The organism is Amycolatopsis sp. w19 (genome assembly GCF_051373225.1).
Classification (GTDB): Bacteria; Actinomycetota; Actinomycetes; order Mycobacteriales; family Pseudonocardiaceae; genus Amycolatopsis; species Amycolatopsis japonica.
In genome coordinates, this window is sequence record NZ_JBPQFM010000022.1 from 44,860 (window position 1) to 58,271 (window position 13,412).

The following is a 13,412-nucleotide window of genomic DNA, read 5'->3' on the forward strand; positions in this document are numbered from 1 at the left end:
CTCACCCGGCGGTTCGCGGTTCTTCGCGCAGGATCCGCCAGCACAGATAGAGGCAAACGCCCGCCGCGGGCGCACCACCCAGCAGGGTGGCGGCGATGCCGAGCGGGATCACCGTCCCCGCCAGGTACAGCGGCACCAGCGCGGCCGTGGCGATCGCGAACTTCGCGAGGAACACCGCCGTGCACAGGTAGTACCGCCGACGCTGCTGTCGATCGCGCCACCAGGTCTGACGTTCGCCGCGTAGCCTGCCCAGCACCAGGCCGATGACCGGCCGTCGCACCAGGATGGACAGTCCGAACAGCACCCCGCCTCCCGCCTGCCAGAGGACCGTGCTCAGGTAGAAGTCGGCCGCGTGGCCGGAATTCCCGGCCAGCAGCGCGGACACGCCGACCACGATCACCCCGATCGCCGGCTGCCAGACTTTGCGGTCGGTGAACAACCGCACGACGGCCAGTACGACCACGCCGCCGACCGTGATCAGTGCCGACGTCAGCACCTGCCCGGTCACCAGGTACGCGACGAGGAACACCACCCGTGACGCGACACCTTCGGCGACCGTGCGCCAGCCGCCCACCGCGCTGAACAGCGAGAGCGACTTCTGGGTCAGCATGTCGAGACTCATGCGCCCACCTTCGCGAAACCGTTGCGGCGCATCGTGTCCTCGTAGGCGCCGATCGCGTCGAGCAGGCCGAGCCGTCCACGGCGTGCCTTGGCCAGCGCTTCGCAGAGATGGCGCGCGTCCTGCATCGCCAGGTTGCCGCCGAAACCCGGGGCCGGGTGGATGGCGTCGCCGAGGAGCGTCACCGGACCGGCGGGCCAAACCGGCGGTGGCGGAATCATGCCGCCGCGCAGCGTGACCGTGAAGTCCGGCCATGCCTCGCCGATGATCGTCCGCAGGGCTGGAGGCAGCTCCATGGTCGGCTCCCGTGTGCCGGGCAAGGCCCACATCACGTAGTCCTCGATTTCGGCCGCGGTGCGACGCAGCGCGGGCAGCCACCGCCGTCGCGCGGCCAGGGGAGATTCGGTGAACCGCAGCACGGCCACCACCATCGTCTTGCCGCCGATGTGGGCACTCGCGGGGCTGTCGCCGATCAGACCGGGCAGCCCGGTGCCGAGTACGGCGCGCAGCGGGGTCGCGCCCATGATCATCCGCCGTCCCGTGTCCACCACCCGCACGTCGGGCAGGTGGTGGCGGCGGACCGCCGAGCCGATTCCGTCCGCGCCGACGAGGACGTCCGCGGTGTCCGTGCTTCCGTCGGCGAACCACACCCGGACCGTGCCGTCGGCGCACTGCTCGAACCGCGTGAACTCCGCCCCGAAGCTGACCACGTCGTCGAGATCGGTCAGCAGGACCGCTCGCAGCAGTGGCCGGTGGACCTGCCTGCCTGGTCTTGCCAGGCTCGGCTGAACGCCCGTGACCGCGAGCTCTCCGTCCACATCGGACAGTTTCAGCGTCTGTTCGCGCGGTCCTCCCGTGGTGGCCTCGACCATCGCGAAATGGGCCGGAGGCAGGCATGCGCGCAGCGCCGACCTGCCGCGCTCGTCGACGTGCAGGCTCACGCCCTGCGGACGTCCCGATGCGGTGTCTCGCTCGTACACCGCGACGTCGATCCCCGTCCGGCGTAACCCGTGAGCGAGCGTCAACCCGCCGAGACCGGCGCCGATCACGATCACCTTCATGGCGTCACCCCATTCTTCACCGGCTGATGAAGAACACGGTACCGAAAACTTCACCGAGTGGTGAAGAAAGCGGTGTTAGGCTTCGGCTCGTCATGACGGAACACGAGAACAACCGCCGCTCCGGGCGCTGGCGGTCCGGCGCGGAGAGCAAACAGCGGATCCTGCGCGTCGCTCGTGAGCTGTTCCACGAGCACGGCTACGGCGGCACGACCGTGCGCATGATCGCCGCCGCCGCCGAGGTCGACCCGGCGATGGTCTTTTACTTCTTCGGCACCAAACAAGGCCTGTTCAGTGCCGCGATCGAGATCTCCGGCGACGTCCCGCCCGCCGTCGAGGCCCTTTTCGACGGCGGCCTCGACACCATCGGCGAGCGCCTCGTCCGGACGCTCGTGGAGAACCTCGACAAATCCGACCGCACGCCGCTGATGATGCTGACGCGGTCGGCTCCCACCGACTCCCGGTCCGAAGCGCTGCTGCGCGAGTTCATCGACCGGGAGATCACCGGCAGACTCGCCGCGCTGCTCGACACGCCGGACGCCGCGCTGCGGGCGGGCATGGTCAACGTGCAGATCCTGGGGCTCGCGGTCGCCCGGTACATCATGCGCATCGAGCCGATCGCGTCGTCGTCCGTCGACGAGGTGGTCGCCACGTTCGGCCCGCTCGTGCAGCACTGCCTGACGGGGCCCGCGACGCGCGCGTGATCGCCCTTGTATCTCCCCCGAGGGGAGGTGCGAGGGTAGGCGAATGGACGACCCCCGGTACTCGATCGGCGAGCTGTCCCGGCGGACCGGGCTGACCGTCAAGACCATCCGCTTCTACTCCGACCGAGGCATCTTGGCCCCGTCAGGCCGCACCGCGTCCGGGCACCGCCGCTACGGCGTCGACGCGCTCGCGCGCCTGGAGCTCGTGCGCACGTTGCGTGAGCTGGGACTCGACCTGGCCACGATCCGGAAGGTCGTCGAAAGCGAAGCCACCCTTCCCGATGTCGCCGAGGCGCACCTGCGGGCGCTGGAAGCGCAGATCCACGTGCTGCGTCTCCGTCATGCGGTGCTGAAAGCCGTGACCCGGCGCGGAACCACTCCCGAGGAGATCACTCTCATGCACGACCTCGCCAAGCTGACCGAGGAAGAGCGCCGCCGTCTGATCGACGACTTCCTCGACGCCGTCTTCGGCGGTCTCGAACATCCCGGGTTCGCCGGGATCGCCCGCTCGATGACGCCCGAACTACCCGAAAGTCCCGCGGTCGAACAGGTCGACGCCTGGGTCGAACTCGCCGGGCTGGCCAGGGATCCGGATTTCCGGGCCCTCATGCGACGCCTCGCCGAAGGGTACGACGCCGCCCCGCGGCGAGATCTGCCCTGGCTGGACATCGCCGACGATCCCCGGCGGGAGCGGTATCTCGAGCTGCTTGCCGTGATCAACGGGTGGGCGGCTCCGGATCAGCGCCGCGTTCCCTGATCGGGGGAGAGGATCTCGGCCAGCCGAAGGGTGTCTTCGAGGTAGCGCTCGTAGGGGAAGCCCGCCGCGATGAGCCCGGCGCGGAACTCGTCGTAGAGCGGCTTTCCGGCGGCGTGGAAGGCTTTCCGGCCGACCTCGGTGAGGCGGACGAGCCGTCGGCGCGCGTGTTCGGGGTCGACGGTGATCTGTACCAGGCCGTCCGCTTCGAGTGGTCGTAGCGCCCGGCTGATCGCCGGGTCGGACACGGAAAGCGCCTGCGCGAGCCGATGCTGCGTCGCCGGCTCGATTTCCTCGAGCGTGCCCAAAAGCCGTATCTGGCTGTAGGTCAAACCGTCGGTGTCTTCGGTGCGCCGCCGGGCGTTCTCGCCCAGCAGCATGACCACGCGGTGCAACAGGTCTGCGAGTCCGTCATCCACGAGGGTCACTATACCTGATTGTTGACGAGTTAATATTAACTAGGTAAGACTGAAGGGCATGGACAACTTCTCTTACCTCGCCCAATCCGCCTTCCCGCTGGTCTGGATGCTGGTGCCGGCCATCGGGGCGTTCCTGCGGGCTCGTCACGCCCCGACGACCCGGGAACGGCTGGAGATCTGGCAGCGCTGGTGGGCGATCGGCGCCTTGGGCTTCGGCAGCCTGTGGATGACGGTCGCGTTCCTCGCGTTCCCGGACGTCATGGCCACCGCCATCGGCTTCGAGCGGACGCCCTTCCTGTTCGAGATCGCCTTCGCGAACCTCGGACTGGCCGTCATGGGATTCCGCGCCGCCTCGGCGTCCGCGCGAGAACGCGTCACCATCGGGCTCGGCGCCGGGATGTTCCTCTGGGGAGCCCTGGTCGGCCACGTCTACCAGTGGTTCGCGAACGGCGTCCACAGCCCCGGCAACACCGGCGGCGTCCTCGCCAACGACCTGCTCATCCCGGCCGTCATGATCATCCTGGCCGTGCGGTCCCGGAAGCTCCGCCCGGCGACCGTCGCCTGACCCAGAGGGAGATTTCCGCATCATGGCGACTCAGGCCCCTCCCGAGCGGCTCACCATGTTCATCGACGCGGTGATCGCGATCGCGCTCACCCTGCTGGCGCTGGAACTCCCCGTCCCCGCCGGCGACACCACCGAGGCGATGCTGAGTTCGGTGGCGGACCACGGCAAGGAGTACCTGGCGTTCGGCGTCAGCTTCGTGGTGATCGCCGCCCATTGGCGCGCCCACCACGAGATCTTCGGCCACGTCCGCTCGCTGAACAGCCGCCTGATCAGCCTCACGCTGGCCTGGCTGTTCATGCAGGTGCTGACGCCGTTCGCGACGCGGGTGATCACCGCGGACGGCGCCTTCCCGCCCCGGTTCAGCCTGTACGCGATCGTGCAGGTGCTGGCGTCCGCGTCGTTCGCGCTGATCATCCGGGAGATCCGGCGCGACCACCTCTACCGCCCGGACACGCCGCCGTGGGCGTTCAGCCAGAACCTGGTGCGCAGTGTGTGCCTGGCGGCGGTGTTCGGGGTTTCGATTCCTGTTTCGTTTGTTACTTCGGGTACTTGGGCTTACTTGTGCTGGGTGGCGGCGCCGCTTGTGTTGGCGGTGGCCGGGCGGGTTCAGGGGCGAGCTCGGTGAGGTGGGGTAGTCATGGGGGCAACCCGGCATCACATCGCCTACCGGGGTGCTACTTGGACGTCCCCGATGACGAACTGGCGGATCTTGCGCGCAGGCTCGGCGAACGCATGACCGACAGATCGGCGATGTAGGAATCGGGACACTCAACGTCCCGAATCCTCCACACTCGACCTTGCCGCGGAGTGCTTCCGGCTCCCCTTCGGCGGTTGTGCGTGTCTGAGGGGACGGCGCGTGTGATCAGGTGGACGACACGCGTGACTGGACGGACGACACGCGTGTCGCCGGGGCGAAGGCTCCTTTCGCCGCATCAGACGCGGTGAAGGGAGCCTTCAGCCCACGCGCGACAGCAACTAAATCGCCCAGATTGGTGCCGAAGGTGGCCCGAAGAACTCAGAGCGGGTTGTGCGCCCCCAGCGGCGCGGTGCAGAACGGCCCACCGACGTACTCCGCCGCCACCCCGGTCGGCGCGGGCAGGTCCGCCAGCTGCTCGGCGTAGGTCTCCGCGTTGTCGAGCGATTTGTAGCCCAGTTCCTCGGCTTCGGCGAGCGAGTAGATCCGGCGCGTGTTGTCGGAGACGCCCCAGATCAGCCGGTAACCGGGGGAGGGGTAGCTCAGGCAGGCCTCGAACAGCCGGGCGCCGTCGTCGGGGGAGAGCCACGTCGTGAGTCCGCGCGGGCCGAGGACGAGCGGGCTTTCGAAGCAGGAGCCGATCCGGATGACGATCACGTCCATGCCGAACCGCGAGTGGTACAGGCTGCCGAGCGCTTCGATGGCCGCCTTGCTGACGCCGTAGTAGGTGTCGGGGCGGGGCGTCGAGTCGGCGGGGAGGCCGTCGGCGCCCGCCTCGTCGTTGCGGCGGAAACCGACGGAATGGTTGCTGGAAGCCAAGATCACGCGCGGCACACCGGCGGCACGCGCGGCTTCGAGGACGGTGTGGGTGCCGTTGATGTTCACGTCGAGCGTGGCTTCCCATGAACTCTCTCGGCTGTGCCCGCCGAGGTGGATCACCGCGTCGACGCCGGCGCAGGCCTTCGCCATCGCTTCCGGGTCGGTCACCGAGGCGGTGATCAGCTCGACGTCCTCGCCGCCCGAAGCTTCGGGCTGCGCGGCCAGGTCGAGCAGGCGCAGCACCCGTCCGGAACGGCGCAGCCGCGGCCGCATCAGGGTGCCGACGATACCCGCCGAGCCGGTGATCAGGACGCGCTGGTCTGCCATGGGAACCCCTTGTCAGTGAAGGAAAGTACGAATCAGGTCAGCGGATGCCGGCGCGGCGCAGTTGCTGGCCGAGTTCCGCGGTGATCTCGGCGAGGAGTTCGCCGACGCGCTGGGCGTCGGCGTCGGTGACTTCGGTGACCGGCATGGAGCAACTGATCGCGTCGGTGCCGGGGATGCGGTACGGGATCACGGCCGCGACACAGCGGACGCCGAGGCTGCCTTCCTCGATTTCCGAGGCATAGCCGCGTTCGCGGGTCTTCGCGCATTCGGCGTGCAGCGCGTCCGCCGTGGTGATGGTGTTCGGGGTGAGCGCCGACAGCTCTCCGGTCAGGAGGCCGTCGATCTCGTCGTGCGTCAGTTCGGCCAGCAACGCCTTCCCCAGCGCGGTCGCGTGGGTGGGCAGCGTGCGGCCGACACGGGACACGAGATGCGTCGAGTGCCGGGACTCGCGCGTCTCCAGGTACACGACGTCGGTGCCCTCGCGGCGCGCGAAATGCGCCGTGTAGCCGGTCTTCTCCCGGATCCGCTCCAGCGCTTCGGTCGCGTACGGGACGACCGGGTCGCGGTCCAGATAAGCCGTGCCGCAGATCAGCGCGCGGACGCCGAGGCGGTAGCGGGCGGTGTTGGTGTCCACTTCCAGCCAACCGGCTTCGAGCAGGGTGCGGAGCAGGCCGTGCAGGCTCGACCTGGGGAAGCCGGTCCGCGCGTGGAGATCGGACAGTGAAAGCCACACGTCGTTCGCGGCGAAGGTCTCGATGAGGTCGATCGCCCGCCTGGCCGACTTCACTCCGGCGGGTTCAGGCGCGCCGTTCGCCACCGTGACAGCGGCTTCCTGCTGCGGCATCCGCGCTCCTCCATCCGGCCGTTGACTTGTGACTCCGGCCATATTAGCGTCCCGAACAGCGTTCTTATGGATGAACATAATCACTATAACAGACTCCGTTCATGGATGTGAACAGGTCGGGCTGGGCCTTCGTGAACGCGGAAAGGAGTCAGCGGTGCATTTACTGGACTGGATCATGGTGTCCGCGTACTTCGTCCTGATGGTGGTGATCGGCTTGTGGTCGCACAGCCGCGTCAACACGGTCAGTGACTTCTTCACGGCCGGCGGCAAGATGCCGTGGTGGCTGGCCGGTATTTCCCACCACATGTCCGGCTACAGCGCCGTGCTCTTCGTCGCGTACGCGGGCGTCGCGTACACGGACGGCATCACCGTCTACTTCTGGGGCATGGCCAGTATCGGCATCGGTGTCGGCATCGGCAGCTGGCTGTTCGCCTCGCGGTGGAACCGCCTGCGGTCGAAGCTCGGTGTCGCCTCGCCGCTCGAGTATCTGGCGAAGCGCTTCAACGTGCCCACTCAGCAGGCGCTCGCCTGGAGCGGCAGCCTCCTGAAGATCTTCGACATCGCGGCCAAATGGTTCGCGGTCGCGACGATCCTCAACGTCTTCGCGGGCGTGCCCTACACCTGGGGCATCATCATCACCGGTTCGATCACGCTGATCTACTGCACCGTCGGCGGTCTCTGGGCCGACGCGCTCACCGACTTCGGCCAGTTCGTCATCCAGGCCATCGCGGCGATCGTGATGCTGTGGGTCGTGCTGGACAAGCTCGGCGGCGTTTCCGGGCTGTGGACCGTGTGGGGGGACCTCCCGCCCGCCCACCTGAACCCGACGACTTCGAAGTTCACCACCATCGTGTTGCTCGTCTACGTGCTGGTGAAGACGCTGGAGTACAACGGCGGTATGTGGAACCTGGCGCAGCGCTACATGGCCGCGCCGAACACCTACGAGGCCCGTCGCGGCGCGCGGCTCTCCTCGATCCTGTACCTGGTGTGGCCGCTGGTGATGATGTTCCCGATGTTCGCCGCCCCGCTGCTGATCCCGAACATCTCGAACCCCAACAACGCCTACGCGATCATGACCACGACGTTCCTCCCGCCGGGTCTGGTCGGGCTGGTGCTGGCCGGGATCTTCTCGCACACCATGGCGATGGTCTCCTCCGACGCCAACGCGATCTCCGCGGTCATCACCCGCGACATGATGCCGGTGCTGTGGAAGAAGGCCCGTAACTTCACCGAATCGCAGGGGCTGCTCGCCGCGCGGATCTCGACGGTGATCTTCGTCGTGCTCACCATGGCGGTTGCCACGCAGGCCGAGAAACTCGGTGGTGTGCTCGGTATCGTGGTGCTGTGGGTCGCCGCCCTGATGGGCCCGATCTCGGTGCCGCTGCTGCTCGGCATGCTCCCCGCGTTCCGCCGCTCCGGCTCCCGCGCGGCCCTGATCTCGTGGGCGGGCGGTCTCATCGCCTACGCGATCGCTTACTACGGCTACAACGCCACCCTCGCGGTCACCGTGTCCACCCCGATCCTGGTCTCGCTGGCGCTGTTCATCGGGCTCGGCTACCTCATGCCCGAGCGCAAGGCCTCCACCGACGAGATCATCGACACGATCGACCGCGACGACGACGTCCTACCCCGCAAGTCGCAGGACGGCACCACCGTGCCCGCCTGACCGGGCCCGTACCCGGGACCATCCACAAAGAACGAAAGAGAAATCCATGGCACAGCCCAAGATCGAACTCGACGGCCTACTGGCGTTCCCCCTGACCCCCTTCACCGAGGGGCTGGAACTCAACCTCGACGCGTTCGCGGAAACCGTCGAGAGCCACGTGGCCGCCGGAGCCGGTGCGCTGTTCGTCGCCTGCGGTACGGGCGAATTCAGCTCGCTGTCCCCGGACGAGCACGCAGCGATCCTGCGTAAGGCTCGTGAGGTCGTGGCCGGGCGCGTGCCCGTCTGGGTCGGCGCCGGCGGCGGTGCGGCCTCGGCCCGTGCCGGGATCGCGGCGGCGGAGGCCGGCGGCGCGGACGGCGTCCTCCTCCTGCCGCCGTACCTGGTCACCGGCCCGCCGTCCGGGCTGGTCGACCACGTCCGGTACGCCGTCGGGGATTCCTCGATCCCGGTGATCGTCTACCACCGTTCCACCGGCGTGTTCACCCCGGACTCGGCGGTGAAACTGCTCGACATCCCGTCGGTGGTGGGCATCAAGGACGGCTTCGGCGACGTCGAACTCATGAGCCGGATCATCACCACGATCCGCTCCGTCGGCACCGACCGGGCCAAGGATTTCCTGTTCTTCAACGGTCTTCCGACGGCGGAGGTCTCCGCGCGCGCCTACTCCGCGGTCGGCGTGGCGCGGTACTCCTCGGCCGTGCACTGCTTCGCGCCCGAGATCGCGGCCCGGTTCCACCGCGCGCTCGCGGAGAACGACGACGCCGTCATGGAGGCGCTGCTCGCCGGCTTCTACCTCCCGCTGGTCGCGTTGCGGGACGAGGGACAGGGCTTCGCCGTGTCGCTGGTCAAGGCCGCGGCGCGGCTGCGCGGGGACAAGGTCGGCTCGGTGCGGCCGCCGCTGGTCGAGCCCACCGCGGACCAGATCGCCCGCCTGGAGAAGATCATCGACGACGGATTCGCCGTCCTCAAGTCCGTCGAGGCCGGTGCCTGAAGATGAAGGTTCTCGACGTCGTCCTGACCCCGGTCGCCTTCGCCGACCCTCCGCTGCTCAACGCGATGGGCGTGCACGAGCCGTTCGCGCTGCGCGGGGTCGTCCAGCTGATCTGTGAGGACGGGGTGGTCGGCCTCGGCGAGTCCTACGGCGACCTCGCGTTCCTCGACCAGGTCCGGAAGGTGCTGCCGGAGCTCAAGGGACACGACGTATTCGACCTGCCGGGCCTCCGCCGGAAGGTCGCGACCACGCTGGGCGAGGTCGTCTTCGCCGACGCGCACGGGCTCACCGGCGGTTTCTCCGTCAGCAAGACCGTGGCCAGCGTGTACTCGCTGTTCGAGGTGGCCGCGCTCGACGCGCAGGGGCACTATCTCGGCAGGCCGGTCGTGGACCTGCTCGGCGGCAAGGCGCGCGACGCCGTCGACTTCTCCGCCTACCTGTTCTACAAGTTCGGCGCCCACATCGGCGCCGAGGAGGACTCCTGGGGCGAGGTGACCACGCCGGACGCGCTCGTCGGCGAGGCACGCCGCATGGTGGAGGAGTACGGCTTCGGCTCCATCAAGCTCAAGGGCGGCGCGTTCGGCCCCGACCAGGAGATGGACGGGATCCGCGCGCTCGCGGACGCGTTCCCGGACCACCCGCTCCGCATCGACCCGAACGCGGCATGGACGGTCGAGACAGGGATCCGGGTCGCCGAAGAACTCGACGGCGTCCTGGAGTACCTCGAAGACCCGACGCCGGGTATCGAGGGCATGGCGCGCGTCGCGGAGAAGGCGAACATGCCGCTGGCCACGAACATGTGCGTGGTGCGCTTCGCGGACATCGAGCCCGCCTTCCGGCAGCGAGCGGTCGGGGTCATACTTTCGGACCATCATTACTGGGGTGGTCTGCGGGACACCCAGGCCCTCTCCATCACGGCGGAATGCTTCGACGTGGGCCTTTCCATGCATTCGAACAGTCATCTCGGGATCAGTCTGGCCGCTATGGTGCACGTGGCCGCGGCGACGCCGCACCTGACCTACGCCTGCGACACCCACTGGCCGTGGAAGACGGCCGACGTCATCGCCCCGGGTGCGCTGGAGTTCGTCGACGGTGCGGTCGCGGTGCCCGACAAGCCGGGGCTGGGGGTCGAACTCGACCCCGACGCGCTGGCACGGGCCCATGAAGAATATGTCCGAAGTGGACAGACCAAACGGGATGACGTGACCTATATGCGGAAGTTCGTCGGAAGCTTCGAACCGAACACGGCACGGTGGTGACGGGGTGAAGGTCACCGGATACGCCTACCCCTGGGACGTCGTCGACGATCCCGGCTTCGTCGAGCGCGTACGGGAACTCGGCGTCGACGAGGTCGCCGTCGCCGTGTCGTACCACAGCGCCCGCGCGGCGACGCCCTGGTCGCCCGAGCGCACCTCGGTCGTCGCGCGGCACGCGGCGCTGTACCGGCCGGTGCGCGACGAGGCGTGGGGTGAGCTGAAGCCCGCCGAGCCGGACTGGGTGGAAAGCCGAGACAGCGCGGGCGACGCCGTCCGGGCGCTGAACGAGGCGGGCATCCCGGCCGCGGCGTGGGTCGTGCTGACGCACAACTCGCAGCTGGGCACGGAATTCCCGGATTTCACCGTGCGCAACTGTTTCGGCGAGCGGTATCCGTGGGCACTGTGTCCCGGCGTACCCGCGGTCCGCGAGTACGCGGCGAACGTGACGGCGGAGAGCCTCGCCGGGCTCGACTTCGCCACGGTCATCCTCGAGGCCTGCGGCCCGCTCGGCGCGGTGCACCAGCACCAGCACGAGAAGACCGACGGAGTCTGGTCGCCGGCGGTGGCGCGGCTGCTGTCGATCTGCTGCTGCGACGACTGTCTCGACGCCTGGGCCGCGGCCGGTCAGGATCCGGCGAAGGCGCTGGGCAAGCTGCGGGCCGAGGTCCGGCGGCTGATCGACAGCGGTGACCTGCGTGCCACGGAGGACAAGATCCTGCCGACGCTTCGGCAGGTCCTGCTCGACACGCGCCAGAACGCGACCGACGCCCTCCGGCGCGCGGTGCTCGAGAAGATCCCGTCCGGGCCCCGGATCGTGCTGCACGGCGCGATGGACCCGTGGGTCACCGGCGCGCTGCCGGGGCTGACGCCGTCGGCCCCGGACGACGTCGACGCGGTGGTGCTGCAGAACTGGGCACCCGGTCACCCCAGCGTGAACGCGGTCGCGGCGGCACGGGCGAAACTGCCGGAGAAGGTCGCCGTCGGCAGCTACATCACCGCGGTGGCGGCGAGCCCGGTGCCCGACATCGAGGCCTACACCACCGAACTCGGCAAGGCAGGCGCCACCGAGCTGCACCTGTACCACCTCGGCCTCGCCGGCCCGGGGCGCTGGGCGGATCTCATCGCCGCCGTCAGCGCCGCGCAAGAACTCTAGGAGACGCAAGAAAATGAGCCAGGCAACGGATCCCGCCACGCTCGAACAGATCCTCGCGGCCGCCGCCGATGCGGCAGGCACGACGGCGGCCGCGACCCCAGCCCAGCGCGCCGGATGGCTGAACGCGGCCGCGGACGCCCTCGACGCGGCGGCCGAAGAGCTGATCGCGCTGGCCAACCAGGAGACGCACCTCCCGGCCTCCCCGCGGTTGCAGGGCGAGCTGAAGCGCACGACGTTCCAGCTGCGCCTGTTCGGCGAGGTGCTGGCGGACGGCGAGTTCCTCGGTGCCACCGTCGACCACGCGGACGCCGCGTGGCCGATGGGGCCGCGGCCGGACATCCGCCGTCTGCTCTCCCCGATCGGGCCGGTGCTGGTGTTCGCCGCCAGCAACTTCCCGTTCGCGTTCAGCGTCGCGGGCGGCGACACCGCGTCGGCGCTGGCCGCGGGCTGCCCGGTCGTGCTCAAGGCGCACTCCGGGCACCCGGAGCTGTCCGCCCGCACCGGCGAGGTCCTGCGCGACGCGCTGGTCGGGGCCGGTGCGCCGGAAGGGATCTTCGCGGTCATCTACGGCCAGCAGAACGGCGTCACGGCGCTGAAGGACCCGCGGATCCAGGCGGCGTCGTTCACCGGTTCCGTGCCGGGCGGGCGCGCGCTGTTCGACATCGCGACCTCGCGGCCGTCGCCGATCCCGTTCTACGGCGAACTCGGCAGCGTCAACCCGGTCGTCGTCACCCAGGGCGCGATCGACGCGCGCGGTGAGGCGATCGCCAAGGGCTACGCGGGTTCGTTCACCCTCGGTGCCGGACAGTTCTGCACCAAGCCGGGGCTGCTGTTCCTGCCCGAGGGACACGGCCTCGAGGACACGCTGCGCGAGGCCGTCGCGGCGATCCCGGCGCAGCCGATGCTCAACGAGCGCATCGCGGCGGGCTTCGCCGACGGACTGGCGAAACTCAGCGACGTCGACGGTGTCGAGGTGCTGTCGGAATCCGGTGGCGCGGAGGGGATCTCGCACGGCGCGACGTTGCTCGCCACCACCGCCAAGGCGTTCCTCGCCGACGCTGACACGGTTCGCGAGGAGTGCTTCGGCCCGGCTTCGCTGATCGTCACCTACACCGACCAGGCCGAGCTGATCAGCCTGCTCGGGGTGATGGAACCGGGGCTCACCGCGACCATCCAGGGTGAAGAGTCCGATGTGGACTGGATCCGCCCGGTCCTCCCGTCGCTGACCAGGGTCGCCGGCCGTCTGCTGTGGAACGACTGGCCGACCGGCGTCACCGTCACCTGGGCACAGGAACACGGTGGTCCCTACCCGGCGACCACCGCGCCGACCAGTACCTCGGTCGGCACTGCCGCGATCGAGCGGTTCCTGCGACCGATCGCCTGGCAGGGCTTCCCCGACGCGCTGCTGCCGGAACCGTTGCAGGAGAACAACCCGTGGGGCCTGCCCCGCAGGACCGACGGGAAGCGCCAGTAAACCTCGTGAGTGGCAAGGACGGTCCCAACCGTCCTTGCCACTCACGAGCCCCAGCACCCACCGCCGCCC

14 protein-coding genes are annotated in these 13,412 nt (G+C 69.0%); 9 read left to right on the forward strand and 5 right to left on the reverse strand.

Annotation, left to right across the window (positions count from 1 at the left end):
• Window position 1 precedes the first annotated feature (1 nt).
• Both ACSMFO_RS32670 and ACSMFO_RS32675 read right to left on the reverse strand, forming a co-directional pair.
• Window positions 2-622 carry a DUF3159 domain-containing protein gene (locus ACSMFO_RS32670; RefSeq protein ID WP_436461646.1) on the reverse strand — a complete coding sequence of 207 codons (621 nt, stop codon included), beginning with the start codon at window positions 620-622 and terminating at the stop codon, window positions 2-4.
• Window positions 619-1,680, reverse strand: a complete 1,062-nt coding sequence (locus ACSMFO_RS32675) for an FAD-dependent oxidoreductase (protein WP_436461647.1) — start codon at window positions 1,678-1,680, stop codon at window positions 619-621. The genes ACSMFO_RS32670 and ACSMFO_RS32675 overlap by 4 nt, the downstream gene beginning before the upstream one ends.
• Before the next feature lie 92 nt (window positions 1,681-1,772).
• Here ACSMFO_RS32675 and ACSMFO_RS32680 point away from each other — a divergent pair, with 92 nt between their 5' ends.
• Window positions 1,773-2,381, forward strand: a complete 609-nt coding sequence (locus ACSMFO_RS32680; RefSeq protein WP_436461648.1) for a TetR family transcriptional regulator — start codon at window positions 1,773-1,775, stop codon at window positions 2,379-2,381.
• A gap of 43 nt (window positions 2,382-2,424) precedes the next feature.
• Window positions 2,425-3,138, forward strand: a complete 714-nt coding sequence (locus tag ACSMFO_RS32685) for a MerR family transcriptional regulator (RefSeq protein ID WP_360122797.1) — start codon at window positions 2,425-2,427, stop codon at window positions 3,136-3,138.
• Here the strand turns inward: ACSMFO_RS32685 and ACSMFO_RS32690 are convergent.
• Window positions 3,120-3,554 (reverse strand): MarR family winged helix-turn-helix transcriptional regulator, encoded by a 435-nt coding sequence (locus ACSMFO_RS32690; protein ID WP_037348294.1) that lies wholly within the window; start codon window positions 3,552-3,554, stop codon window positions 3,120-3,122. The two genes, ACSMFO_RS32685 and ACSMFO_RS32690, sit on opposite strands and share 19 nt — an antisense overlap.
• A 58-nt stretch (window positions 3,555-3,612) precedes the next feature.
• Here ACSMFO_RS32690 and ACSMFO_RS32695 point away from each other — a divergent pair, with 58 nt between their 5' ends.
• Complete coding sequence (locus ACSMFO_RS32695) at window positions 3,613-4,119, forward strand: DUF6790 family protein (protein WP_436461649.1); 507 nt, start codon at window positions 3,613-3,615, stop codon at window positions 4,117-4,119.
• 22 nt (window positions 4,120-4,141) lie between these two features.
• On the forward strand, window positions 4,142-4,744 hold the full coding sequence (locus ACSMFO_RS32700; RefSeq protein WP_436461650.1) for a TMEM175 family protein: 603 nt from the start codon (window positions 4,142-4,144) through the stop codon (window positions 4,742-4,744).
• A gap of 390 nt (window positions 4,745-5,134) precedes the next feature.
• Here the strand turns inward: ACSMFO_RS32700 and ACSMFO_RS32705 are convergent, their stop codons facing one another.
• Window positions 5,135-5,959, reverse strand: a complete 825-nt coding sequence (locus ACSMFO_RS32705; RefSeq protein ID WP_436461651.1) for an NAD-dependent epimerase/dehydratase family protein — start codon at window positions 5,957-5,959, stop codon at window positions 5,135-5,137.
• Between the two features lie 37 nt (window positions 5,960-5,996).
• Window positions 5,997-6,803 carry an IclR family transcriptional regulator gene (locus ACSMFO_RS32710; RefSeq protein ID WP_037348214.1) on the reverse strand — a complete coding sequence of 269 codons (807 nt, stop codon included), beginning with the start codon at window positions 6,801-6,803 and terminating at the stop codon, window positions 5,997-5,999.
• A gap of 154 nt (window positions 6,804-6,957) precedes the next feature.
• Between ACSMFO_RS32710 and ACSMFO_RS32715 the strand changes: the two genes are divergently transcribed.
• Genes ACSMFO_RS32715 through ACSMFO_RS32735 form a run of 5 tightly spaced genes read left to right on the forward strand, consistent with a single transcriptional unit; the run spans window position 6,958 to window position 13,343 of the window.
• Window positions 6,958-8,469, forward strand: a complete 1,512-nt coding sequence (locus tag ACSMFO_RS32715) for a sodium:solute symporter family protein (protein ID WP_038511622.1) — start codon at window positions 6,958-6,960, stop codon at window positions 8,467-8,469.
• A 46-nt stretch (window positions 8,470-8,515) separates the two neighbouring features.
• The gene (locus tag ACSMFO_RS32720) at window positions 8,516-9,460 is read left to right on the forward strand and encodes a 5-dehydro-4-deoxyglucarate dehydratase (RefSeq protein ID WP_436461652.1); all 945 of its coding nucleotides are present in this window, start codon (window positions 8,516-8,518) and stop codon (window positions 9,458-9,460) included.
• Between the two features lie 2 nt (window positions 9,461-9,462).
• Window positions 9,463-10,719, forward strand: coding sequence for a glucarate dehydratase family protein (locus ACSMFO_RS32725; protein WP_436461653.1), 1,257 nt, complete (start codon window positions 9,463-9,465; stop codon window positions 10,717-10,719).
• Between the two features lie 4 nt (window positions 10,720-10,723).
• Window positions 10,724-11,869 carry a hypothetical protein gene (locus tag ACSMFO_RS32730; protein WP_436461654.1) on the forward strand — a complete coding sequence of 382 codons (1,146 nt, stop codon included), beginning with the start codon at window positions 10,724-10,726 and terminating at the stop codon, window positions 11,867-11,869.
• Window positions 11,870-11,882: 13 nt separating this feature from the next.
• Entirely contained in the window at window positions 11,883-13,343 is a 1,461-nt protein-coding gene (locus tag ACSMFO_RS32735) for an aldehyde dehydrogenase (NADP(+)) (RefSeq protein WP_436461655.1), read from the forward strand.
• The last annotated feature ends 69 nt before the right edge of the window (window positions 13,344-13,412 follow it).